The following is a 22916-nucleotide window of genomic DNA, read 5'->3' as shown; positions in this document are numbered from 1 at the left end:
GGATTATTTGCTCTCCGGTTGCGGATCCGACACGAAATCGACAACGCGGCCGTTGTCTAACCGGATCGGCCCTCTTGCAGTTGGATCCTTGCGCAAAGCCTCTGCAAGCAGAGCGTCGACTGTGTCGAGATTGACCTGCAGAATTGTGCGGTCGCCCAGTTCCCAGTACTCGCCTTCATCGAAGACGTCGAACTTGTCGAAAAAAGGAGCAACTTTGCGAAGCAACTCGATGATCTCGATATGCGCCTCCGACCCCGCAAACTGGGTCTTGCAATATTGCTGCATGAAGAGGTCCCTGTCGAACTCGAACCTTAGGCGATCCGACTTGGGATGCGGCAGGCATTCTATCCCCAAGACCGGGCCGATATAGTCAACGCTGCGTTCGTCGATGACCCGGTTGAGAACCATTTCGGCCTCGTCTATCGGCCGAAATCGCCAGTCTCGAGCGATGGCAAGCGCTTCAACTTCCTGCAACAGCGCAACATATTGTTCCTCTCCGCGCAGTTGTCCCTCAAAATGGATTGTAACCCCCACGCGCACCTCCCGCGGAACATACCGCTGTTTAAGCACGGATGACAGGCCGCCGCGAATGGGTAAGTGTGCACTGGAAGATAGAATCGGCTGCTCCAGCCGCGCCAACATGGATACCACCGATGACCCCTCGCGTCCTGCTCGCCGCCCTTGGCCTCCTCTGCCTCGTCTTGCCCGCTCGCGCCGACGGCGAGGTGCAGAAGATCATCACGCCTGCCGACAAGGTTCGCCTCGACAAATATGGCGAGACCCGCAAGGCGGCGCTGGCCGAGGCAAAAGCGGGAGACCCGGCTGAGGTCAGCCAACTCGACGCGCTGCTGGCAAAGCCGATAGTGGCCTTTTCCGACAAGGACCTGAGCGGCAACTGGCAATGCCGAACCATCAAGGTGGGCCTGACCGGCCCGCTGGTCATCTATGGCTGGTTCAAGTGCAAGGTCACGGACGATGGCTCCGGCTGGCAGCTGGAAAAGGTCAGCGGCTCGCAACGCACCAAGGGCCGTTTCTTCGACGATAGCGAAAAACGCGCGATCTATCTCGGCTCCGGCTATGTCAATGACAACAAGCCAAAACCCTATGGCAGCGGCCCGGAAAGCGACCAGGTCGGCTATGCCTTCCGCACCAGCGCCAATGAATGGCGCATCGAATTCCCGGCGCCCTACTACGAATCGAAACTCGACATCATCGAGTTCAAGCGCTGATCCGTTGGTCTCTCGCTGGCCGGGCGGTCATCAAGATTTAACCTCGCCCGGCACAGAATTGAGCCGGGCAGCGCACGGCAAATGGTTGCGCGCCGGCAAGAAAGCGCGCCATGGCATCAGCGGTTGAAAAAAGTGCTGCGATCGTCATCGTCACCGAAGGCGGGCCGCACATCTGGGCCATCGTCAATGCCATCGCCGACCAGCACGACCCTGTCAGCGTCATCCTCGAAAGCCCTGAATCCAAGAAACAATTGCTGCTCGGCCGGGCGAGCCGCCAGGGCTGGTTTTCGGCCATCGGTCAACTCGGCACGATGGTGTTGACGAGGCTCGGCAAGCGCTTCTTCGCTGGCCACGCAGAGCGGCTCATCGCCGATCAGAAGCTTGAGACCGAGCCGAAGCCGGGACAAAAGATCATCCACGTCTCCTCCGCCAACGCAGCCGATTGCCTGCAGGCGATCGCCGACATCCGCCCGGGCGTGGTGCTGCTCGCCGGCTGCCGGCTCTTGTCCCGGCAGACGCTGGCGCAAATGCCCTGCCCGGTGCTCAACTACCACGCCGGCATCGCGCCCAAATACCGCGGCATGAATGGCGGCTACTGGGCGCTGGCCTCCGGCGATCTCCAGAATTTCGGCACCACCGTGCATCTGGTCGACGCCGGCGTCGACACCGGCGGCGTGTTGAAACAGGCGCGCGGCAAGCCGGAGCCCGGCGACACTATTTCGAGCTATGCGTTGCGCCAGGCGGCGTTCTCGCGTGACATCTGCGTCGAGGCGGTCCGCGGTGCCTTGGACGGCAAGCTTGTCACGATCGACCCCGGCCTGCCGTCGAAACAATGGTACCATCCGACGATCTGGTTCTATCTCTGGACCGGCCTGACCAAGCGGGTTTGGTAGCCAGCCTTCCCTCGGAATCTCGCCTTTCTTTTTGCGACTTCCAATAGCGTCGCTTTTGAATGCGCGCGCGTCGTCCCATAACAAGCAGCCCCACTGCGCATCCGGCAATGCTCGCACCTGCTGGACAAAGTGGCGGAGCGTCGTTTCCCTCATGGACGCACGGCGCGCTACAGGGAGTGAGAGAATTCATGGCCGATCTGATCGTCGTCTACTGGCGCGACATCCCCGCCCAGGTCATCGTCAAGAAGGGCCGGCAGAACGCCAAGCGCGAACTGCCGCTGCGCTTCACCGAGGCGATCGATATGTGCGCCATGCGCACCGGCGCCGGCGGCACCGACGATTACCTCGCCGAATGGCGCAAGGCCGATCCGATCCCGGTCGGCGACGACCTCGAAGCCGAGGTCGAGAAGGCATTCAGCGACATCGACGCGAAATACGACCGCGAGCGGCTGGTCGCTCTGGTCAAGGCAGGCGGGAAAGAAAATGTCTGAAACCACTCCTGCCAAAGAGGGGCCAAGGGTTATCCAGCCGGTTACCCAGGCCACTCAGGTCAAGAAAGCAGCGCCGAAATCGGACTACAAGCCGGCCGACGTGTCGCCGCAGCGGCGCGTGCAGCGCTCGTTTGCGATCAGGCTGTGGTCGATCCGCCATTCGCGATTGCTCGAATGGTTCTACTCCAGGTTCGCAGACATGTTCCTGCTGCTCCATCCGCTGTGGAAAGGCCTTGGCTACGGCCGCGTCGAAGCGCCGATCAAGTTCGTTGAAAAACGCGTAAAAGGCTTCATGTTCGACTGCCGCATGTGCGGTCAGTGCATATTGTCCTCGACCGGCATGTCGTGCCCGATGAACTGCCCCAAGCAGCTGCGCAATGGCCCGTGTGGCGGCGTGCGCGCCAACGGCAATTGCGAGGTCGAGCCCGACATGCCTTGCGTCTGGGTCAAGGCCTGGGAAGGTTCGCGGAACATGGAGCATGGCGACAGGATCCTGATCGTTCAGAAGCCCGTAGACCAGTCGCTGCGCGAAACCTCGGCCTGGCTGCGGGTGACGGCGCAGTCGGCAGCGGCCCGTGAAGCCGCTGCCAAAGCCAACACTGGAGCGGCCGCGTGATCGGCCGCCAGCGCGACGAAAACCCGGCCGGCATCCATCTGCCGCTCGATCCCCTGCCCGGCCACTCCTCGCGTGGCCGACTGGAGCGTGTGCTGCGGCGCGGCGAATTCGCGGTTACCACCGAGCTCAACCCGCCCGACAGCGCCGATCCCGAAGACGTCTATAACCGCGCGAAAATCTTCGACGGCTGGGTCGACGCCATCAATGCCGTCGATGCCTCCGGCGCCAACTGCCACATGTCCTCGGTCGGCATCTGCGCGCTTTTGACCCGCATGGGCTATGCCCCGATCATGCAGATTGCCTGCCGTGACAGGAACCGGATCGCCATCCAGGGCGACGTGCTGGGCGGTGCGGCGATGGGCGTCGCCAACATGCTGTGCCTCACCGGCGACGGCGTCCAGGCCGGCGACCAGCCCGGCGCCAAGCCTGTCTTCGACCTCGATTCCATGTCGTTGCTGGAAACCTGCCGCATCATGCGCGACAACGGCAAGTTCCTGTCCGGCCGCAAGTTGACGACGCCGCCGCAAATTTTCCTCGGCGCCGCCGTCAACCCCTTCGCGCCACCCTTCGATTTCCGCCCGATCCATCTCGGCAAGAAGATCGCCGCCGGCGCGCAGTTCGTGCAGACGCAGTATTGCTTCGACGTGCCGATGTTCAGAACCTTCATGCAGAGGGCGCGGGACTTGGGGCATACGGAAAAAGTTTTCATCCTGTGCGGCGTCGGCCCGCTGGCTTCGGCCAAGACGGCCAAATGGATCCGCTCCAACGTGCCGGGCATTCATATTCCCGACGCCATCATCAAGCGGCTGGAAGGTGCGCAGGACCAGAAGAAGGAAGGCAAGCAGCTCTGCACCGACATCATCAACGAGATGAAGGAAATTCCTGGCGTCTCCGGCATCCATGTGATGGCGTACCGCCAGGAGGAATATGTCGCCGAGATCGTCGATGAATCGGGCGTGCTGAAAGGCCGCCAGCCCTGGAAACGCGAGATCCGCCACGACGATCAGATGGTCGCCGACCGGCTCGAGAGCATACTGCACGACGACATTACCGAAACGCAGGTGGATATGGTGAAGACCGCGCACTGACAGCGCGGACGGCCAGCCATTCGCTTGAATGAAACCAGACAACGATATAAAGAAATCTTTATATCAGGCGGAGAGACTTCATGACCCGGACCATCGTCGCCTCGGCGACACGAGAGATCATCATCGGCTTCGACCAGCCTTTCTGCGTCATCGGCGAGCGCATCAACCCGACCGGCCGCAAGAAGCTGGCCGCCGAGATGATCGCCGGCAATTTCGAGACAGTCATCAAGGATGCGCTGGAACAGGCCGCCTGCGGCGCCACCATGCTCGACGTCAATGCCGGCGTCACCTCCGTTAATCCGAACGAAACCGAACCCGGCCTGCTGGTGCAGACGCTGGAGATCGTCCAGGGCCTGGTCGACCTGCCGCTGTCGATCGACTCGTCGGTCACCGCCGCCATCGAGGCAGCGCTCAAGGTCGCCAAGGGCCGCCCGCTGGTCAACTCCGTGACCGGCGAAGAGGAAAAGCTCGAAGCCATCCTGCCGCTGGTCAAGAAGTACAATGTTCCGGTCGTCGCGATCTCCAACGACGAGACCGGCATTTCGATGGATCCGGATGTGCGCTTCGCCGTCGCCAAGAAGATCGTGCAGCGCTGCGCCGATTTCGGCATTCCGGCGCATGACGTCGTCGTTGACCCGCTGGTGATGCCGATCGGCGCGCTCGGCGATGCCGGCCGCCAGGTCTTCGCGTTGCTGCGCCGTCTGCGCGAAGAGCTCAAGGTCAACACCACTTGCGGCCTGTCCAACATTTCGTTCGGCCTGCCGCACCGCCACGGCATCAACGCCGCCTTCATCCCGATGGTGATCGGCGCCGGCATGACCAGCGCTATCATGAACCCGGTTCGCCCGCAGGAAATGGAAGCCGTGCGCGGCGCCAATGTGCTCAACGGCACCGACGAGAACTGCACCAACTGGATCCGCACCTACAAGGATTACAAACCGGCCGAAGGCGGCCAGGCGGTCGCAGCGCCCACCGCCGTTAACGCTCCGGGCGAAGGCGGCGGCAATGGCGGGCGCCGTCGCGGCGGCCGAGAAGCCCGCATGGCCAGGGGATAAGCGCGCAATCGTGAACTCGCCTGCAAACATTACTGATCCGCTCGTGCTGTTCATGCCGTCAGGCAAGCGCGGGCGGTTTCCTGTCGGCACGCCGGTGCTCGACGCCGCGCGCCAGCTCGGTGTCTATGTCGAAAGCGTCTGCGGCGGCCGCGCCACCTGTGGGCGCTGCCAGATCGAGGTGCAGGAAGGCAATTTCGCCAAGCACAAGATCGTCTCGTCCAACGACCACATCTCGCCCAAGGGCGCCAAGGAAGAGCGCTACGAGCGCGTCCGCGGCCTGCCCGAGCGGCGCCGCCTCTCCTGCTCGGCGCAGATCCTCGGCGACCTCGTCATCGACGTGCCGCAGGACACGGTCATCAATGCACAGACCATCCGCAAGGATGCCGACACCCGCGTCATCGCCCGCGATTCAGCGATCCGCATGTGCTATGTCGAGATCGAAGAGCCCGACATGCACAAGCCGCTCGGCGATCTCGACCGCCTCAAGATCGCGCTGATGAAGGATTGGGGCTTCAAAAACCTCGAATTTGACTTCTACCTGATGCCGCAGGTGCAGGGCATCTTGCGCAAGGGTAATTGGACCGCCACCGCCGCCATCCACAAGGACGCCGAAAGCGACATCGCCCGCGTCATAGCACTCTGGCCCGGCCTCAAGAACGAAGCCTATGGGCTGGCCTGCGACATCGGCTCGACCACCATCGCCATGCATCTGGTGTCGTTGCTGTCGGGCCGCGTCGCCGCCTCGTCGGGCACGTCGAACCCGCAGATCCGCTTCGGCGAGGATCTGATGAGCCGCGTCTCCTATGTGATGATGAACCCGGACGGCCGCGAAGGCATGACGGTCGCCGTGCGCGAGGCGATCTCGGGCTTGGTCGACAAGGTTTGCGCCGTAGGCAATGTCCAGCGCAACGACATCCTGGACAGCGTCTTTGTCGGCAATCCGATCATGCACCATCTGTTTCTCGGCATCGATCCGACCGAGCTCGGCGGCGCGCCCTTTGCGCTCGCCGTCTCGGGCGCTGTGCGCATCAAGGCCTCCGACATCGGCCTGAAGCTCAACCAGGGCGCGCGCCTCTATATGCTGCCTTGCATCGCCGGCCATGTCGGCGCCGACGCCGCAGCCGTGACGCTGTCGGAAGGTCCGCACCGCCAGGACGAGATGATGCTGATCGTCGACGTCGGCACCAATGCCGAGATCGTGCTCGGCAACCGCGCGCGGGTCGTGGCTGCTTCTTCTCCGACCGGTCCGGCCTTCGAGGGCGCCGAAATCTCCGGCGGCCAGCGCGCCGCGCCCGGCGCCATCGAGCGCGTGCGAATCGATCCCGATACCCTGGAGCCGAAATACCGCGTCATCGGCTCGGAACTGTGGTCCGATGAACCGGGCTTCCTCGACAGCGTGCAGGCGACCGGCGTCACCGGCATTTGCGGCTCGGGCATCATCGAGATCGTGGCCGAGATGTATCTCGCCGGCATCATCTCCGAGGATGGCGTTGTCGATGGCTCCCTGGCCGCCCGCTCCCCACGCGTCACCGCCAATGGCCGCACCTTCTCCTATGTCTTGAAGGAAGGCGAACCCAAGATCACCATCACCCAGACCGACGTGCGCGCCATTCAGCTCGCCAAGGCAGCACTCTATGCCGGCACCAAGCTTTTGATGGAAAAGCAGAACACCGAACACGTCGACCGCATCCATTTCGCCGGCGCCTTCGGCTCGTTCATCGATCCGAAATACGCCATGGTGCTCGGCCTGATCCCGGATTGCGACCTCGACAAGGTCTCGGCCGTCGGCAACGCCGCCGGCGCCGGTGCGCGCATGGCCCTGCTCAATCGTGGCTATCGCCGCGAGATCGAGGACACAGTCAGCCACATCGAGAAGATCGAGACGGCACTGGAGCCGAAATTCCAGGAGCATTTCGTCTACGCGATGGCGCTTCCCAACAAGGTCGATCCGTTCCCGAAACTGTCGGCGGCGGTGAAATTGCCGCCACGCAAGACCGTCAGCGAGGATGGCGTCGCCGGCGACGCCGCCCCGCGACGGCGTTCGCGCGAAGGCCATGCCGCCAGGCGCAGCCGGGAATAAGCCGCCTTACGAAGGCCGCCAATTCGCCCAATTTCATTTGTATGCAAATGTTTCCAGATCGCACCGATCTGGAAACGGAAACGCTGTTTTGGCGCAATCCGTCCGATACAGACGTGAAGCATTTAACGGACATCGAATGGCGGACGGAGTATTCCGCCGCCACAACGCTCCAAAGGAGAATAGAGATGTTCGAGACCCTCGGCCGTTTTCGTGCGGCCATGAAGAATGCACAGGCCGTGCGCGCCATGAACAACCTGCCACCCGAAATCCAGAAGGACATCGGCTGGCCCGTGTCGCCGCGCATCGACGCCCAGACCAACCTGTCGCGTCTGATCCTGGGCTCGGGCCGCTGATGACCTTCGCCGACAAGTGCAAATTGCTAACCAAGCGCCGGGGCCGCCGTGTGGTCCCGGCTGCGACCGACATCAAGCTGCGCGCCGCGCTGCTGCCCCGGCGCTGAGCCGCGCTGCGCAAAGCCGCGGACGTGGCTGATCAAACAACCGTGTTGGCTTGGGCCAGAATCTTGACATTTCGGCTGGAGGTACGATCTTCGAGATAGTGGGGAATTCTCTTAGTCGGCTGCTGCCGAGCTTGTGTATTCGAATGCCCAGTTTCAAAAGCCACCTCGTTTCCTTCATCCTCCGGCACAGCCGCAAGAAGGCATTTGCCAGCCCGGAGAACCTGCAGCGCTGGATCGCCTATGCGCGCAAGACCGAGGATCATCATCCCCCGGCATTGCTGCGGGAGCGGCTCGATATCACCGAGCGCAGCGTCGATGGCTTTCCCGTCTACGAGATTGCGCCGAAGGCGGGCGAACGCAGGCGCATCCTCTACATGCATGGCGGCGCCTATGTCTTCCAGATCACATCCTATCATTGGGGGTTGATCGCCGAGATGGCCGAGCGCTTGGGTTTCGGTATCACCGTGCCGATCTATCCCATTGCGCCGGAGCATGATTTCCACGCCATGTTCGGCATGGTCGGCGACGTCTACCGGCAGATGCTGGATGAGACGGACGCCGAAGACATCGTCTTCATGGGCGATTCCGCGGGCGGCAACATGGCCGTCGTGCTGACCATGATGGCGGCTGAGGAAGGCCTGCCCTTGCCGTCGCGCCACGTGCTGATTTCACCCGGCCTCGACATGTCGCTGTCCAACCCCGAAGTGTTCGAGGCGGAACGCAACGATCCGTGGCTCGGCATTTCCGGCGGGCTGGAAGCGATCCGCATGTACAGTGCCGGCATTGATCGCAGCGACTGGCACATCAGCCCGCTCTATGGCGATCTCTCGGTGCTGCCGAAGACCCTGCTTCTGACCGGCTCGCACGACCTGCTCAGCCCCGACAATCTGATCTTCGCCAAAAAGGCACGCGCTGCCGGCGTCGATATCGACGTCGTCTATGAGGAAGGCATGTTCCACGTCTGGCCGCTGATCGAGATGCCGGAGGCGCGTCGCGCCAGGGACAGCATCGTCGCCTTCCTTGAAGGTGAGCCCACCAAGCGGCGCGCAACCGCGCGGCGCACGGCGCGACCCGCTCTCGCGGCGCGCCCTGCCGAAGCAGCGGAATAAATCAGAACTTCCCGGTTTCGCGGAACAGTTCGAAGGTCGCGCGGATGTGGTCGGCGACCGCCTTGACCGGGGCGCTGGCGTCCGGCGACACCACCATCGCCAGATTATAGGTGCCGATATCGGGCATGCCGTCCTTCGGGCAGAGCTCGACCATGTCGTTGCCGAGGAATGACTTCGGCAGTGGCGCCACGGCGAGATCGGACATGATGGCGGCGCGCTGGCCGGCGGTGTGGGCGCTCATATAGGCGATGCGATAGTTGCGACCCTCACGGCTCAGCGCATCGAGCGCGCCGGCCCGCCAGGCGCAGCCCTCTTCCCACAGCGACACCGGCAAAGGCTCGCGCAGATGCGCGCTGCCGCCCTTGGCGCCGGCCCAGACGATCGGCTCGGTGAGCAGCACCTCGGCGCCGAGTGCGCTGGTCTTGTAGGAATTGGTCAGCAGCGTGATGTCGAGCGCCCGGTCGTCCATGCGGCGGCGCAGATTGCTGCTCTGGTCGATGGTGACGTCGACGGCAATCGACGGATGCGACTGCGCGAAACGCTTCAGCACATGCGGCAACACGCGCTCGCCATAGTCGTCCGGCGAGCCGAGCCGCACCACGCCGACGATCTCGGGGATGATGAACTTCGACACCACCTCGCGGTTGATCGACAACAGCCGGCGGGCATAACCGAGCAGCATCTCGCCATCCGTGGTCAGCGTCACCGAGCGCGCATCCCGCGCGAAAACAGAGCGCCCGAGAATGTCCTCGAGCTTCTTGATCTGCATGGAGACCGCCGACGGCGTGCGGAACACCGCATTGGCCGCCGTGGTGAAACTGCCGGTCTCGGCAATGGCCACGAAGGTGCGCAAAACGTCGAGATCGAGCAGCGGCAGCGGATGATTGAGTGGGGCGTTCATCGGGATCGACCTTCAATTTTTCTGATGTGAAGCATCATTCCATTTCGTTTGATTGAACATCAGATTGGGAGGATAGTCAACTCCATCGAAGGCAGGACGTGCCATGGCTCCAACGCTCCTGACACGGAATTGCACTCGATGCGGAATATCCAGGCGACGGAACGCGTTCATGCGGGACGTGCCACAACCAAAGGAGAATGAAATGTCTATCCTGTCATCCATCGGTCGGCTTGCGACCGAGTTCAGCGCGGCCCGCGCCCGCTTCCAGACCGAACGTGCGATCCGCTCGCTGCCGATCGAACTGCAGAAGGATATCGGCTGGCCTGAAGCTGCCGACACCAAGACCGGTGCACGCCGCGGCGTCGGATCCTGGGCTGGAGCAAAGTAAACCATTGTGTACCATGCGCTGAAGGCCTGCCGCGCAGACCAGCCCGGCAGGCCTTCTCTATTTTGCCCCGCAGGCTTTTCTCCAACTTATTTGCATTCAAATGATTTTCAGAGCCATGTCGCCGCTGCATGGCGTATATGCGTCACTTGCATGGCGCCTCAATGTCGCCGGTAACACGCTGTAAGTAATCGTAAATTTTGGGCACCATGCCCAATAATGTCGCAAACGATGTCGCATTTCCATTCAAGCGCTTCGCATTTGCGATTTAGTTTCTGCTCACGCAGGCCTATATCGACGCCAGCAAACGAGCTGCCCCACTCCATCAAGCGAAGGCGACCCGTCTGAGCAACCGATAGGAGATGATGATGAAGCTTTTTGCCCGCCTCTTTGCCCGCCGCGAAATCAACTTGACGACCGCTCTCGAGCGCCAGCGCCTTGCCAACACCATGCCCGGCCAGACCGGCGCCATGAATGCGGTGCGACTCGGTTTCGTTGCCTGAGATAACGGCTAGCGCTCAGCGCTTCCCTGCCGCTGCCGATAGTCGATAACAGCGCCGCTTCGGCTTGACCGAAGCGGCGTTTCTCGTTTTTGGCACCTATGCCGCCGCAACCATGCCCAATCCGTCGGCAGCCCGTGCCTGTCATCCCGGACGATTGCTCATTTGCGACCCATGTCGCAAATATAGTTTCCGCTTAGCCCCCTAGCCAATTGACAGGAATGGTTTTTCCTGATGTCGCTGTGCTGTTCGCGACATCCTGTTCGCGCCATGGCTGCGTGAGGTTCCCTTGAACGCCGTAAAGCATCCGATCAAGCGATCGTTTGTATTCTTCCTTGTCCCGGACTTCACCATGATCGCCTTTGCGACGGCGCTCGACCCGCTGCGCTCGGCCAACCGCATGCTTGGCTATGAGGCCTATCGCTGGCGCTTGGCCAGCATCGACGGCAAGCCGGTGCGCGCCTCCAACGGCGTCGAATGCGCCGTCAACACCTCGCTCGAGGAAGAGCGCAAGAAGATGGCCGGACCGGATCGGCCGAACATGGCCATCGTCTGCAGCGGCATGAATGTCGAGCGCTACCAGAACAGGTCTGCCTTCGCCTGGCTGCGCGAGGAATATAACAGAGGCGTCGCCGTCGGTGGCCTGTGCACCGGCGCGCATATCCTTGCCGCCGCGGGCCTGCTCTCCAACAAGCGCTGCGCCATCCATTGGGAAAACCTGCCGGGCTTTTCCGAGGCTTTTCCGAAGGCCAATGTCTTTGCCGACCTCTTCGAGATCGACCAGAACATCTACACCTGCGCCGGCGGCACCGCCGCCCTCGACATGATGCTGAAGCTGATCGGCGACGATTTCGACGACAATCTGGTCAACCGCGTCTGCGAGCAGGTGTTGACCGACCGCGTGCGCAGCCCGACCGACCGCCAGCGCCTGCCGCTGCGCGCGCGCCTGGGCGTCCAGAATTCCAAGGTGCTGACCATCATCGAACTGATGGAAGGCAATCTCTCCGAACCGCTGTCGCTGATCGAGATCGCCGACCATGTCGACCTGTCGCGCCGCCAGATCGAGCGCCTGTTCCGCACCGAGATGGGCAGATCCCCTGCCCGCTACTACTTGGAAATCCGCCTCGACCGCGCCCGGCACCTGCTGATTCAGTCGTCGATGCCGGTGGTCGAGGTAGCGGTCGCCTGCGGCTTCGTCTCGGCCTCGCATTTCTCCAAATGCTACCGCGAACTCTACGCCCGCTCGCCGCAGCAGGAGCGCGTCGACCGCAAGCAGCTGCTGGCGGCCTGATCCGAAAACGCACTCAGGCTTCGGCGGGCTGCGCCTGCGCCGTCCGCATCGCCTCGACGCGGATATCCTCGGTCAGCTGCGCCTTGAGCGCCGAGAATTCCGGGCTGGTCTTCAGCGTGTAGTGGCGTGGATGGGGCAGGTCGATGGCGACATCCGACTTGATGCGGCCTGGCCGCGCGCTCATCACGATTACCCGCGAAGCCATGAAGATCGCCTCCTCGATGTCGTGGGTGACGAACAGCACTGTCTTCTTGCGCCGCTCCCAGATGCCGAGCAGCAGTTCCTGCATCAGTCCGCGCGTCTGGTTGTCGAGCGCACCGAACGGCTCGTCCAGCAACAGGATTTCGGGGTCGTTGGCCAGCGCCCGGGCGATCGCCGTGCGCTGCTGCATGCCGCCGGACAGCTGCTTTGGCCAATGGTTCTCGAAGCCCTTGAGCCCGACGAGGTCGACATAGGAAGCGACGATCCCGTCTCGCTCCTTTTCGGCCATGCTGCGTTCGCGCAGGCCGAAGGCGATATTCTGCGCCACCGTCAGCCACGGAAACAGCGTGTAGGACTGGAACACCATGCCGCGATCCGGTCCCGGCTGCGTCACCGCGTTGCCGTCAAGCAGCACACGGCCTTCGCTCGGCGCTTCCAGTCCGGCAACGATCCTGAGCAGCGTCGACTTCCCGCAGCCGGACGGCCCCAGAATGGTGATGAAGTCGTTGGCCGCGACCGCAAGGTCGACCGGCATCAGCGCCTTGACCGGCTGCCCGCCGCGCACGCCGGCGAAGGTTCGCGAGACGCCTTCGATAAGCAACTTGCTCATGCCAAGCTCCAGGGGAAGAGCCAGCGATTGAACGCCTTGAAGGCGAAGTCGGACAACAGTCCGATCAGCCCGATGACGATGATGCCGAAGATGATCTGCCCTGTCGCCAGCCGCGACTGGCTGTTGATGATCATGTAGCCGATGCCTGAGGACGAACCGATCAGCTCGGCGACGATGACATAGGTCCAGGCCCAGCCGAGCACCAGCCGCAGCGTTTCGGCAATCTCGGGCGCATTGGCCGGCATGATGACCCGTTTGACGATACCGTTGTTGGTCGAGCCCAGCGTATAGGCCGCCTCGACCAGATCGCGCCGCGTCGAGCCCACCTTGACCGCGACGATCAGGATGATCTGGAACACCGAGCCGACGAAGATGACCAGCAGCTTTTCCAGCTCGCCAATGCCGGCCCACAGGATGAGCAGCGGAATGAAGGCCGAAGCCGGGAGGTAGCGGGCGAAGGAGACGAACGGCTCCAGAAACGCCTCTATTGGTTTCCAGGCGCCCATGGCGATGCCGATCGGCACGGCGACGATCGACGCCAGCAGGAACCCGCCGAAGACCCGCCAGATGGTGATCAATATGTCGAGCCAGAAGCGGTCCTCGACCAGCAGCCGCCAACCATCCCGCAGCATTGACAGCGGGTCGGCGAGGAAGATGCGGTTGACGTGGCCGCCAAGCGTGATCCACGCCCAGAAGGCGACGAACAGCACGAAGAAGGAAATGCCAAGCACGGTTCGAATGCCCGGCGACACCGGATGCAAGGGGCGCATCTTCAGATCGTCCGCATCGTCAAATCATCACTTGTCCAGGAGAGAGCGACGGCCTAGGCGCCGCCGCACAATGGTCAAAGGCGAGGCCTGTCAGTTCGCCACCGCGCTGGTGTCGGCCAGCGTGGCAACATCTGGCGCTTCCTTGATCAACCCCATCTGCAGCAGAAGCTCGCCGGCGGTCTTGGAAAAGTCCTGGAATTCCTTGGTGAAGAACTGCTTGTTCTCCGCCTTGTCGGCCCATTTCAGATATTTCGCCGAATCCTCGAATTCTTTCGCAGACTGCTTCACGTCGGCGCCCATGATCTCGTAGGATCTCTGCGGATCGCTCTTGATCAGCTCGAGCGCTTCGAAATAGCTGTCGGCCAGCGCCTTGGCGGCGTCGGGATTGGCGGTGAGGAATTCAGGCGTGCAGCCGACCGTGTCGAGCACCATCGGGTAGTCGAGCGTGGTCGCCAATATGTGGCCCTGATCGGACTTGTCGCGCACCGCCGAGATGAACGGCTCATAGGTGACCGCCGCATCGTTCTGGCCGGCGAGGAAGGCTTGCGCCGCCGCATCCGGTTCCAGGTTGACGACGGTCACATCCTTGGTCGACAGGCCGTTCTTGTTCAGCACCCAGGCCAGCATGAAATAGGGCGACGTGCCCGGCGCCGAGGACGCGACATTCTTGCCCTTGAGGTCGGCGACGGTCTTGATGTCGTTGCGCACGACAATGCCGTCGGCGCCATAGGATTTGTCGAGCTAGAAGATCTGCTTGGTGGTGACGCCGCTGGCGTTCCACACCAGCCAGGTCTCGACCGTGGTGGCGGCGCATTGCAGATCGCCGCTGGCGATGGCGAGCGGCCGGCTGGCCTGCGGCACCTTCTTCAGGGTCACGTCGAGGCCATGCTTCTCGAAGATGCCGGCCTGCTTGGCGAGCGTCAGCGGCGCAAAGCCGGTCCATCCGCTGATGCCGATGGTGACCGATGTGGCAGCCTCGGCCGGCACGGATATTGCAGCCGCAAGCGCCAATGCCGCGGCAGCGACGATGGTCTTGTTCATGTCGGTTCCCCTTGTTTTTTCGGATGCCGAATTGTGTCACAGACGCCCATGGGCTTGTCAATGAAACCGGCCCTTCACGGCAGCGTGATGATGCGAACGCTAACGCGCATCGAACATCCAGCTGCGGTCGCGCCACATCTTTTCGCCGACCTGGCAGTCGGTCGGCCGGTCCTGCGCCAGCACCACCGGCGGATGCCCGGCCTCCTCGCGCGCCCGTTGCGGCGAAGCGGCGCCGGCCAGCTCCAGCACCAGCTTGCGGCGGATGGCTTCGGGAAACTGCGTCCAGTCATTGACCGGGATCATGAAGGATCCGGGACCGCCGATGACGCAGTCGCTGTAGTAGCGGTCGAGATTGTTGACGTCATAGGCGCCGCCGAACCCGCCGCGCGTCATCAGCGGCAGGCCGTTGATGATGATGCCTTGCTTGACCACCGCGTCGCGGGTGATGTCGACGGGCGCGCCCTGGTTGTTGGGCCCGTCGCCGGAAATATCGATGACGCGCTTTGTCCCCTGAAAACCGCTTTCGGCGAAGAGATCGCTGCCGAATTCCAGCGCGCCGGAAATCGAGGTGCGCCGGGCGCTGGCCGGCGGATGGGCGGAAAGCTGCGCGGCCACCCGCTCGGCATCGGCCCGGCTGGCGATCACCGTCCACGGCACGACGACCTGCTGCGTGGTCGCTCCCGCCCATTCGACATAGGTGACGGCGACCTTGCCGTAGGCGCCATCGGCGATGGCCTGCAGAACATTGTCGTGCGTCAGCGCAGCAGCATAGCCGTGACGCTGGATTTCAAGTTCGCCCGGCGACATCGACAGCGACACGTCGACGGCCAGCACCAGTTCGACGTCGACCGGCTCGGCGGCTTGAACCGGCGGCACCAGCCAGAGCCCCAGCGCCAGCGCGGCGCTGCCTGAAAGGAAATGTCGTGCGCAAGAAAAAGCAGACATACCCGAAGGTAAGCGAAAACCGGCTGCTGACAAAGCAAAAAGCCGGGACTGAGGGCTTCTACATCTAACCCCGAAACGGCGGCGCGGTTCGGCCTCATTTGTTGATGGGTCGCCCACCTTTGCCGCGCCATTCCACGTCGTCGGCTCCGGCCTTCGCCGCTTCCGGGTTTGGACGGGACTTCTTTCTGCCGGTGCCACGAAGCGCCCTCCAGTTCGGCTTGAATGATGGCGGCAGCCACAACAGGATGCCTGCTATCGCGGCGGGCAGGATCACGGCGAAACGCAATACCGACAGCACGACACCGCAGAACCCGACGATACGCGCCGCCCGCCCCTCGCCGAAGCGCCGCGCAAGCAGATGCCGCGCGATCACCCCACCATCCAGAGGGTATGCCGGTAGAATGTTGAGGACGGCGAGTACCCCATTCAACATGGCGCCGATCCATAGCGTCCACGCAAGATAAGTCATCGGCATTGGAGGCGGCGCACTGAACAAGCTGTCCGATTCGACAGGCGCCAAAGGTTTGGCGATCAGATAATAGGAAGCAGCGAAAAACGCCGCCAACAGGATGTTGGTCAGGGGTCCGGCAAACGCAATCCACGCCCAACCATAGGACGACGTGGCGCCGCGCTTGAAGTAGGCAACCCCGCCAAACAGATACAGCTCAATCCTGTTGGTGCCGATCCCTTGCCGGTGGGCAACCCATGTGTGCGCCAGTTCGTGCAGGATCACCGATACGAAAAACAGTGCGGCAAAGATCGATGTGTGGATCAGCGCGATTTTGGGACGCGTCGACCACTCGTGCAGAAAGGGCAGGACAACCGGGATGGCAAAGGTCCAGCTGACGAGAACGGGGATGTTCCCATTCACGCTGAACACCAGCGCATCGTTCTTCCTGTCCCAGCCAAATCGCCGCAAGTGCTTCACTCCGCCCGAAGCGACGGTAGGCGAGAATTGCCAGCTTAAAAAGAGAAAAGCCCGGCAAGGAGCCGGGCTTTCATCTGTTCGTTCTGCGTCACACCAAGATGAGCGGTGCTGCCGAGAAATTGACGACGCTCAACTCCTCGGCTTCAAATTCTCCGGATCGTAGAGCGGCTTGTAGCCGACGGCAGCCACTTCGACTGGATAGGTCTCGCCGAAATATTCGATGGCGAACTTGCGGCCTTCCTGGGCATGCGCCCAGGGCAGATAGGCGAGGCCGATGTTCTTGCCGATGGTCGGGCCATAGGCCATCGATGTCGTGAAGGAGCGGCGGCCGAGTTCGTCGACCAGCGTCTCGCCGGTCGTCGGATCCATCACCGGCATGGTGCCGACGGGATAGCGGGCAACACCCTTCGAATCGACGTTTTCCGTCATCACCAGCGTGCACAGGATCGCCGGCTGGTGTTCGCGGGCGCGGTATTCGACATGTTTTGCCTTGCCGCAGAAATCGTTCTCCTTGACCTTCGGTCGGGCAAGGTCGGCCTCGAGCAGATTGTACTCGGTCAACAGGTCGGCGTTCTGCAGGCGCAGGCTCTTTTCCATGCGCCGGGTGTTGGCATAGGTCTCGACGCCGAACGGCATGACCCCGGTCGAGCGCAGCGCGTCCCAAACGGCCAGGCCGTCCTCGTAGCGCATGTGCAGTTCCCAGCCCTGCTCTCCGACATAAGAGATGCGGAAGGCGGTGACGTCCTTGCCGCCGATCCTGACCGGCTTGATCGCCGCGAACGGGAAGTTCTCGAGCGAGAGACCATCCGGATTTTCGACCACTTTCTGCAGTGATGTGCGGGCGTTCGGTCCCCAGATGCCGATGGTGACATATTTTTCCGTCACGTCGGTGATGGTGACGTCAAAGCCTTTGTCCTGCGCGGTGCGCTGCATGTAGCGGAAGTCGCGCGGACCGGCGTCGGCGCCGTCGATCAGCCGGCAGCGGTCGGCCATGCGGATGACGGTGAAGTCGGCGCGCACCATGCCTTCCTCGTCGAGGAAGTGGGTGTAGATACCCTTGCCGATGTTGTTGTCGCCACCAATCTTGGCCGCGCACAGCCACTCCAGCAGCGCGACATGGTCCGGCCCTTCGATGTCGTACATCGAGAAATGCGAGAGGTTGACGATGCCGCAATCCTCGCTCATCGCCAGGTGCTCGGCATTGGACACCCGCCAGAAATGTCGGTTGTCCCACTCGTTCTCACGTATGGGAACCCGGTTGCCATACTTCTCCAGGAGATGCTCGTTGGCGGCATAGCCATGCGCGCGCTCCCAGCCGCCCAGCTCCATGAAGTAGCCGCCAAGCTCCTTCTCGCGCTCCCAGAACGGCGAGCGGCGGATGTTGCGGCCTTTGGAGAACGGCTCGCGCGGATGCACCGCCGGATTGTAGACCTTCATCGCCGTCTCGGTGCAGCGATCCCAGATGAACTGCTCTTTCGTCTGGTGCGGATAGAAGCGCGCATAGTCGATGGCGTGATGGTCGATTTCCGTGCGGCCGTCCGTCATCCAGTCGGCGATCAGCTTGCCCATGCCGGGGCCGTCCTTGACCCAGATGGCGACGGCGTACCAGAGGCCCCTCACCTTCTGGCTCTCGCCCATGGACGGGCCGCCATCGGCGGTCACCTGCAACAGGCCGTTGAAGGAATGGCTGTCGTTGTAGCCGAGTTCGCCCAGGATCGGCGTCAGTTCCATGGCGCGCTCCAGCGGCGCCAGGATCTGCTCCATGTCGAGATCGCGCTGCGACGGCGACAGCCGCGCCTGATCCTTTTCCAGCAAATCGCGCGGATGGCAAAGACGCGGATTGGTCTCTTCGTAGTAACCCCATTCGATCTGGCCGCCTTCAGCGGTCTTGGGATCGCCGGTGTCGCGCATATAGGCCGAATTGCCTTGGTCGCGCAGCAGCGGCCAGCCGATCTCCTTGCCGGTGCCGGCGAATTGATTGTAAGGCCCGAAGAAGGTCAGCGGATGGTCGATCGGCATGACCGGCAGGTCCTCGCCGACCATCTCGGCGATCAGCCGGCCCCAGATGCCGGCGCAGACGATGACATAATCGGCCATGATCGTGCCGCGGTCGGTGACGACGCCCTTGATGCGGCCTTCCTCGACGATGAGAGATTTGGCGGGCGTGTTGGCGAAGGATTTGAGTTTCCCCGTAGCTTCCGCCTGGTCGACCAGCTTGCCGGCGACGGTCTGCGAGCGCGGGATGACCAGGCCGGCGTCCGGATCCCACAGGCCGCCCTGCACCATGGACTCTTCGATCAGCGGGAATTTTTCCTTGATCTCGGCCGGTTCGATCAGCCGGGCGCGGGTGCCGAAGGATTTGGCCGAGGCGATCTTGCGCTTGATCTCGTCCATGCGGCTGTGGTCGCCGACGCGCGCCACTTCGAGGCCGCCGATGCGGGCATAATGGCCCATCTTTTCGTAGAAATCGATCGAGTAGAGCGTCGTCCAGCAGGACAAGAAGTCGTGGCTGGTGGTGTAGCAGAAGTCCGAGGCATGCGCCGTCGAGCCGATGTCGGTCGGGATGCCCGATTTGTCGATGCCGACAATGTCGGTCCAGCCGCGTTCGATCAGATGATGGGCGATCGACGCGCCGACAATGCCACCCAGGCCGACGATGACGACCTTCGCCTGTTTCGGAAACTCTGCCATTGCCGCGACTCCAAGGGGATAAAGCGGGCGTGTCCGCGCCCGTTCGAATGGCGCACAATATGCAGAGGACGTGGATGGAGCTACCGCCTGTTTGCGACACGTCGCGGATGCGACGCGACCCGGCGCGCCGGCGTGCCGCCAGTGGCGATCTATCTCAGGCGAAGGCCCAGATGTCCTCGGCCTGGAAGCCGACCTGATAGCCTGATGTCTTGAGCTTGACCACGACCTCGCCGATTTCAGCCGCCGGCAGCGCGCCGACCTCGACCTTGATCATGCCGGGGCGGTAGCGCTTGAGGTCGAGCTGTTCGAAGACGATCCAGTCGGCGCCCTCGCAATCGACCAGGAAGGCGTCGATATGCGTGATGCCGTTGCGGTCGAGCAGCGTCTGCAGCGTTTCCGACGTCACCTCGATATCCCTCACGTGCGGCGCGAACTTGTTGAAATTGGCGTCGTCCTCGCCCCAGGCATTCTTGCCCGACATCAGATTGGTGTCGGTGACCGACGAGCAGCCGATGAACTCGATCGGCAGCGTGCCGGCCTCGAGTGCCGCGGCATCGAAAGTGTGGACGGTGATCGTGCCCTTGGTCTTCGTCACCGCGACCGGTTCGATGACGAAGCGTTCCGTGTCGGGATAGTTGGCGCGCAACCGCTTCTGATTGTACGGGATCGGCTCGACCAGCACGGCCCGCGCCCGCGGAATGCGGTGCAGCCACGGCGTGACGTCGTCGAACAGCGCGCCGTCGCAAGCGCCGACATTGACCATCTGGAAGGCTTGCCCACCGCCAAACCGCGCCTTCAGCGCCGCCTTGGCCAGGAATTTCGTGCCACGCAACGCCGGCCCGCGATCGAGCAGGCCGGCGGGCAGGCCGAGCGAAAGGGCGATGCGCGCCAGCCCGGAAATGGAACTCATGGCTTACCTCCAGGTATGGCGATGGGCCGCCTTCCATTCAGGCTTGCCGACGCCCACAGCGCCATGATCGGGCCGACAAGCAAAAGGTAGGGCGGCAGAAGGTTCGGGAAGTAGATGCGGGTGTCGTGGATCGGAAAGACGGTGAATTTCGCCAGCACGCCGAGCACCAGTGCTGCAAGCAGGATGCCGGCGCGGCGATCGAGCCGGAAGCCGGCGCGGCCGAGCGCAAACCACGCGGCCAGCGCCAGAACCGAGACCCCGACCCAGCTGTTGATGCTGATAGCGCGAATGAAGGATGCGGCAAACGCCTTGAGATAGGCGCCAACCGAGAACGGCGGCTCGAAGCCATCCATATTGTAGTGCTGCTCGATGCTGGAGAACCACAGATGCGGCCACCAGCCGGGATGCTGGGCCCAGTGCGAAATCGCGAAATAGGCGACGAAGGACGCGGCAAAGCCGGCCAGCGCGCCCCACGCCCGCTGCCGGAAGACCAGCAGCAGCACGGCGAAGATGGCCAGGAACACGATGTTGTCCGGCCGCGCCATGAAGGCCAGGAAAAGCAGGACAGCGGTCGCTGCCTCGCGGCCGCGCACATAGGCAAACAGCCCGCCGAGGAACAGGGCCGAGCACATCAGATCCGGAGTCGAGGCGCGTGCGGCATCGCCGAAATCGGCCATGATCAGCACCGCGCCGACCACAGGCGCCAGCGCAAGCGCGCCTTCGGTTCGCAGCCACAGCAGCGTGATCATCCCGAACAGCAGCACCGAGACCACCTGCAGCACCCGCATCGCCTCGACCGGCGACATCACCGAACTCATCGTCGACAGCATCTCGGCATAGAGAAACTTGATCCGGTACATGCCAAGCAGCGAGTGAAAGTCGGCGGCATTTTGCGCCATATGGCTGCGGAAGCCGCCGCCATCGTCTGTCAGCGCCTTGTAGTCGGCGGCCGAAACGCCGGCCTGGACCGTCCTGTAGGCATAGTCATGCAGCGCCTGGGCATCTGGGTAAGCGCCCTCCTCGGCGATTGCGAGATAAGGCAGCATGTCCCAATTGGCATCGGGCATCGTCCAGGCGGTAAACGCCGTCAGCAGGATATAGAGCGAAAACGCGATCGCGCCGATTGGCGCGGCCCATCGCGCATAAGTCCCCTCGCCCCACGCCAGAGCGGCCGCGGTCAGCCGGTCGAGTGTGTTTTGCGGGGCGGGAGACTTGCTCAGCATTGTCGGACTCGGGACTTCGCTCAACGGACTTCTTTAACGGACCTGGCTTTTGACGAAATCCTTCACGATCCCCACGATGCCGCGCGACAGCAGGCTATCGAAGGCATCGACGAAATGGTCGACATGCTCGCGCTGGCAGATCAGCGGCGGCTCGAGACGGATGACGTTGCGGTTGTATTCGGTGAAGGCGACGAGCACGTCATAGTCGCGCAGCAACAGCGCGCCGACGAAGCCCGACAGCGAGCCCTTCAGCTTGTCGTCGAGGACGCTGACGATCGGACGCAGCACCATCGGCAAGGTCTGCGAGAAGTCGTGGAACTCGAGCCCGACCATAAAGCCTTTGCCGCGCACATCCTTGATGATCTTCGGGTACTTCTCCTTCAGCGCCTGCAGGCGCTGCAGCAGATAGTCGCCGGTAGTGGCGGCGTTGTCGATCAGCCCCTCATCATAGAGCACGTTGATGCCCTCGATCGCGGTGACGCAGGCCTCGCCCATGCCGCCAAAGGTGGCCATGGCATGGATCATCGCCGTCTTCGGCGTGCCATAGGCCTTCATATAGACCTCGCGCCGGGCGATCATCGCGCCGACCGCCGCCTTGCCGGCGCCGAGCGATTTCGCCAGCGCCGCCACATCGGGCACGACGCCATAATGCTCGAAGGCATAGAAGCGTCCCGAACGGCCATAGCCGCACTGCACTTCGTCCGCCACCCACAGCACGCCATACTGGTCGCAGAGCACGCGCAATTTCTGCCAGTATTTGGCCGGCGCCTGGATGATGCCGCCGCCGCCCTGGATTGTCTCAAGCACTATGACGCCGACCTCCGGGTCGGAGCGGAACAGCCGCTCGACCGCTTCGATATCGGCGAACGGAATGCGAACGGTGTTCTCAGCCATCTTGAAGTCCGCGCGGTAGAGCTGGCCATCGGTAATGCCGAGCACGCCCTTGGTCTTGCCGTGGAAGGAATTCTCGGCATAGACGATTTTTGGCCTCTTCGGCCCGGCGGCGCGCTCGGCGAGCTTCACCGCCGCTTCCATCGCTTCCGAACCCGACGAGCCCAGAAACACCATGTCGAGATCGCCGGGCGAGCATTTGGCGATGTTGTGCGCAAGGGCCGATGCATATTGCGACATGAAGGCGATGGCGATTTCCTGGCGCTTCTCCTCCTGGAATTTGCGCCGGGCCTCCAGGATGCGCGGATGGTTGTGGCCGAAGGCCAGCGAACCGAAGCCGCCGAAGAAGTCGAGAATCTTGCGGCCGTTCTGGTCGATGTAGAACATGCCTTCGGCACGCTCGATCTTGATCTTGTGGAAGCCGAGCAGCTTCATGAAATGCAGCTGGCCCGGATTGAGATGCGCCTTGAACAGGTCGGTCATGCGCGCGACATCCATCGCCTTCGCCTGCTCGACGCTGATCAGGTCGGGCTTGGCGATGGCGGTAGGCGACAACGCCGGCGCGCCGACCATGGTGCGCGCGTTCGTCTGCTCAGGCTTGGCCATGA

The 22916-nt window shown here is 62.8% G+C and carries 22 protein-coding genes and 1 pseudogene; 12 read left to right on the top strand and 11 right to left on the bottom strand.

What is annotated here, in order from left to right:
- Window positions 1–3: 3 nt before the first annotated feature.
- Window positions 4–642: a hypothetical protein gene (locus NKH38_RS08395; RefSeq protein ID WP_023739090.1), complete on the bottom strand. Its 639-nt coding sequence runs from the start codon at window positions 640–642 to the stop codon at window positions 4–6.
- Window positions 643–653: 11 nt separating this feature from the next.
- On the opposite strand from NKH38_RS08395, the gene NKH38_RS08390 reads away from it, so the two are divergent.
- From NKH38_RS08390 to NKH38_RS08350, 9 genes are all read left to right on the top strand, one after another.
- Window positions 654–1229, top strand: coding sequence for a DUF4893 domain-containing protein (locus tag NKH38_RS08390; RefSeq protein WP_023670399.1), 576 nt, complete (start codon window positions 654–656; stop codon window positions 1227–1229).
- 110 nt (window positions 1230–1339) lie between these two features.
- Entirely contained in the window at window positions 1340–2122 is a 783-nt protein-coding gene (locus tag NKH38_RS08385; protein ID WP_352904338.1) for a formyl transferase, read from the top strand.
- 188 nt (window positions 2123–2310) lie between these two features.
- Window positions 2311–2613: a virulence factor gene (locus tag NKH38_RS08380; protein WP_023670397.1), complete on the top strand. Its 303-nt coding sequence runs from the start codon at window positions 2311–2313 to the stop codon at window positions 2611–2613.
- The gene (locus NKH38_RS08375; protein WP_352762324.1) at window positions 2606–3229 is read left to right on the top strand and encodes a methylenetetrahydrofolate reductase C-terminal domain-containing protein; all 624 of its coding nucleotides are present in this window, start codon (window positions 2606–2608) and stop codon (window positions 3227–3229) included. Before NKH38_RS08380 ends, NKH38_RS08375 begins: the two co-directional genes overlap by 8 nt.
- Window positions 3226–4317 (top strand): methylenetetrahydrofolate reductase, encoded by a 1092-nt coding sequence (locus NKH38_RS08370; protein WP_352762325.1) that lies wholly within the window; start codon window positions 3226–3228, stop codon window positions 4315–4317. Before NKH38_RS08375 ends, NKH38_RS08370 begins: the two co-directional genes overlap by 4 nt.
- Window positions 4318–4397: 80 nt before the next feature.
- Complete coding sequence (locus tag NKH38_RS08365; RefSeq protein ID WP_023670394.1) at window positions 4398–5372, top strand: methyltetrahydrofolate cobalamin methyltransferase; 975 nt, start codon at window positions 4398–4400, stop codon at window positions 5370–5372.
- Window positions 5323–7452 (top strand): ASKHA domain-containing protein, encoded by a 2130-nt coding sequence (locus tag NKH38_RS08360; RefSeq protein WP_352762328.1) that lies wholly within the window; start codon window positions 5323–5325, stop codon window positions 7450–7452. Before NKH38_RS08365 ends, NKH38_RS08360 begins: the two co-directional genes overlap by 50 nt.
- Window positions 7453–7637: 185 nt before the next feature.
- Window positions 7638–7805, top strand: coding sequence for a hypothetical protein (locus NKH38_RS08355; protein WP_196813564.1), 168 nt, complete (start codon window positions 7638–7640; stop codon window positions 7803–7805).
- A gap of 250 nt (window positions 7806–8055) precedes the next feature.
- Window positions 8056–9021 carry an alpha/beta hydrolase gene (locus tag NKH38_RS08350; protein ID WP_352762330.1) on the top strand — a complete coding sequence of 322 codons (966 nt, stop codon included), beginning with the start codon at window positions 8056–8058 and terminating at the stop codon, window positions 9019–9021.
- 1 nt (window position 9022) lies between these two features.
- On the opposite strand, the gene NKH38_RS08345 is transcribed toward NKH38_RS08350, so the two are convergent.
- Window positions 9023–9922 (bottom strand): LysR substrate-binding domain-containing protein, encoded by a 900-nt coding sequence (locus NKH38_RS08345; protein WP_023670389.1) that lies wholly within the window; start codon window positions 9920–9922, stop codon window positions 9023–9025.
- Between the two features lie 202 nt (window positions 9923–10124).
- On the opposite strand from NKH38_RS08345, the gene NKH38_RS08340 reads away from it, so the two are divergent.
- From NKH38_RS08340 to NKH38_RS08330, 3 genes are all read left to right on the top strand, one after another.
- Entirely contained in the window at window positions 10125–10310 is a 186-nt protein-coding gene (locus NKH38_RS08340) for a hypothetical protein (protein WP_023691012.1), read from the top strand.
- 365 nt (window positions 10311–10675) lie between these two features.
- A complete protein-coding gene (locus tag NKH38_RS08335) occupies window positions 10676–10810 on the top strand; it encodes a hypothetical protein (RefSeq protein WP_023691011.1) in 135 nt (44 codons plus the stop codon).
- Between the two features lie 349 nt (window positions 10811–11159).
- Complete coding sequence (locus tag NKH38_RS08330) at window positions 11160–12098, top strand: GlxA family transcriptional regulator (RefSeq protein ID WP_348524244.1); 939 nt, start codon at window positions 11160–11162, stop codon at window positions 12096–12098.
- A gap of 13 nt (window positions 12099–12111) precedes the next feature.
- Here NKH38_RS08330 and NKH38_RS08325 read toward each other — a convergent pair whose 3' ends face one another.
- From NKH38_RS08325 to NKH38_RS08285, 9 genes and pseudogenes are all read right to left on the bottom strand, one after another.
- The gene (locus NKH38_RS08325; protein WP_023691010.1) at window positions 12112–12909 is read right to left on the bottom strand and encodes an ABC transporter ATP-binding protein; all 798 of its coding nucleotides are present in this window, start codon (window positions 12907–12909) and stop codon (window positions 12112–12114) included.
- Window positions 12906–13679, bottom strand: a complete 774-nt coding sequence (locus NKH38_RS08320; RefSeq protein WP_023670383.1) for an ABC transporter permease — start codon at window positions 13677–13679, stop codon at window positions 12906–12908. The genes NKH38_RS08325 and NKH38_RS08320 overlap by 4 nt, the downstream gene beginning before the upstream one ends.
- A gap of 90 nt (window positions 13680–13769) precedes the next feature.
- Window positions 13770–14720: pseudogene (locus NKH38_RS08315) on the bottom strand (ABC transporter substrate-binding protein).
- A 99-nt stretch (window positions 14721–14819) separates the two neighbouring features.
- Window positions 14820–15665: a DUF1194 domain-containing protein gene (locus NKH38_RS08310; protein ID WP_023691008.1), complete on the bottom strand. Its 846-nt coding sequence runs from the start codon at window positions 15663–15665 to the stop codon at window positions 14820–14822.
- 94 nt (window positions 15666–15759) lie between these two features.
- Window positions 15760–16584, bottom strand: a complete 825-nt coding sequence (locus NKH38_RS08305) for a site-2 protease family protein (protein ID WP_352668857.1) — start codon at window positions 16582–16584, stop codon at window positions 15760–15762.
- Between the two features lie 138 nt (window positions 16585–16722).
- Window positions 16723–19284, bottom strand: coding sequence for a GcvT family protein (locus tag NKH38_RS08300; protein ID WP_352762335.1), 2562 nt, complete (start codon window positions 19282–19284; stop codon window positions 16723–16725).
- 154 nt (window positions 19285–19438) lie between these two features.
- Entirely contained in the window at window positions 19439–20194 is a 756-nt protein-coding gene (locus NKH38_RS08295) for an FkbM family methyltransferase (protein WP_023750171.1), read from the bottom strand.
- Window positions 20191–21417, bottom strand: coding sequence for a hypothetical protein (locus tag NKH38_RS08290; protein WP_352762337.1), 1227 nt, complete (start codon window positions 21415–21417; stop codon window positions 20191–20193). Before NKH38_RS08290 ends, NKH38_RS08295 begins: the two co-directional genes overlap by 4 nt.
- 33 nt (window positions 21418–21450) lie before the next feature.
- Complete coding sequence (locus NKH38_RS08285; RefSeq protein ID WP_352762478.1) at window positions 21451–22881, bottom strand: aspartate aminotransferase family protein; 1431 nt, start codon at window positions 22879–22881, stop codon at window positions 21451–21453.
- Window positions 22882–22916 lie beyond the last annotated feature (35 nt).

The sequence above is a fragment of the Mesorhizobium sp. M1078 genome, from assembly GCF_040318615.1.
GTDB lineage: Bacteria > Pseudomonadota > Alphaproteobacteria > Rhizobiales > Rhizobiaceae > Mesorhizobium.
The sequence above is the reverse complement of the archived record's forward strand: the minus strand, read 5'-3'. Positions and strand labels throughout refer to the sequence as shown.

Coding starts and splice junctions, on each gene's coding strand:
- NKH38_RS08310 (WP_023691008.1), bottom strand. CDS start 15,665: ATGTCTGCTTTTTCTTGCGCACGACATTTCCTTTCAGGCAGCGCCGCG.
- NKH38_RS08390 (WP_023670399.1), top strand. CDS start 654: ATGACCCCTCGCGTCCTGCTCGCCGCCCTTGGCCTCCTCTGCCTCGTC.
- NKH38_RS08350 (WP_352762330.1), top strand. CDS start 8,056: ATGCCCAGTTTCAAAAGCCACCTCGTTTCCTTCATCCTCCGGCACAGC.
- NKH38_RS08295 (WP_023750171.1), bottom strand. CDS start 20,194: ATGAGTTCCATTTCCGGGCTGGCGCGCATCGCCCTTTCGCTCGGCCTG.
- NKH38_RS08355 (WP_196813564.1), top strand. CDS start 7,638: ATGTTCGAGACCCTCGGCCGTTTTCGTGCGGCCATGAAGAATGCACAG.
- NKH38_RS08385 (WP_352904338.1), top strand. CDS start 1,340: ATGGCATCAGCGGTTGAAAAAAGTGCTGCGATCGTCATCGTCACCGAA.
- NKH38_RS08300 (WP_352762335.1), bottom strand. CDS start 19,284: ATGGCAGAGTTTCCGAAACAGGCGAAGGTCGTCATCGTCGGCCTGGGT.
- NKH38_RS08395 (WP_023739090.1), bottom strand. CDS start 642: ATGTTGGCGCGGCTGGAGCAGCCGATTCTATCTTCCAGTGCACACTTA.
- NKH38_RS08345 (WP_023670389.1), bottom strand. CDS start 9,922: ATGAACGCCCCACTCAATCATCCGCTGCCGCTGCTCGATCTCGACGTT.
- NKH38_RS08365 (WP_023670394.1), top strand. CDS start 4,398: ATGACCCGGACCATCGTCGCCTCGGCGACACGAGAGATCATCATCGGC.
- NKH38_RS08320 (WP_023670383.1), bottom strand. CDS start 13,679: ATGCGCCCCTTGCATCCGGTGTCGCCGGGCATTCGAACCGTGCTTGGC.
- NKH38_RS08375 (WP_352762324.1), top strand. CDS start 2,606: ATGTCTGAAACCACTCCTGCCAAAGAGGGGCCAAGGGTTATCCAGCCG.
- NKH38_RS08325 (WP_023691010.1), bottom strand. CDS start 12,909: ATGAGCAAGTTGCTTATCGAAGGCGTCTCGCGAACCTTCGCCGGCGTG.
- NKH38_RS08360 (WP_352762328.1), top strand. CDS start 5,323: ATGGCGGGCGCCGTCGCGGCGGCCGAGAAGCCCGCATGGCCAGGGGAT.
- NKH38_RS08340 (WP_023691012.1), top strand. CDS start 10,125: ATGTCTATCCTGTCATCCATCGGTCGGCTTGCGACCGAGTTCAGCGCG.
- NKH38_RS08380 (WP_023670397.1), top strand. CDS start 2,311: ATGGCCGATCTGATCGTCGTCTACTGGCGCGACATCCCCGCCCAGGTC.
- NKH38_RS08290 (WP_352762337.1), bottom strand. CDS start 21,417: ATGCTGAGCAAGTCTCCCGCCCCGCAAAACACACTCGACCGGCTGACC.
- NKH38_RS08330 (WP_348524244.1), top strand. CDS start 11,160: ATGATCGCCTTTGCGACGGCGCTCGACCCGCTGCGCTCGGCCAACCGC.
- NKH38_RS08335 (WP_023691011.1), top strand. CDS start 10,676: ATGAAGCTTTTTGCCCGCCTCTTTGCCCGCCGCGAAATCAACTTGACG.
- NKH38_RS08285 (WP_352762478.1), bottom strand. CDS start 22,881: ATGGTCGGCGCGCCGGCGTTGTCGCCTACCGCCATCGCCAAGCCCGAC.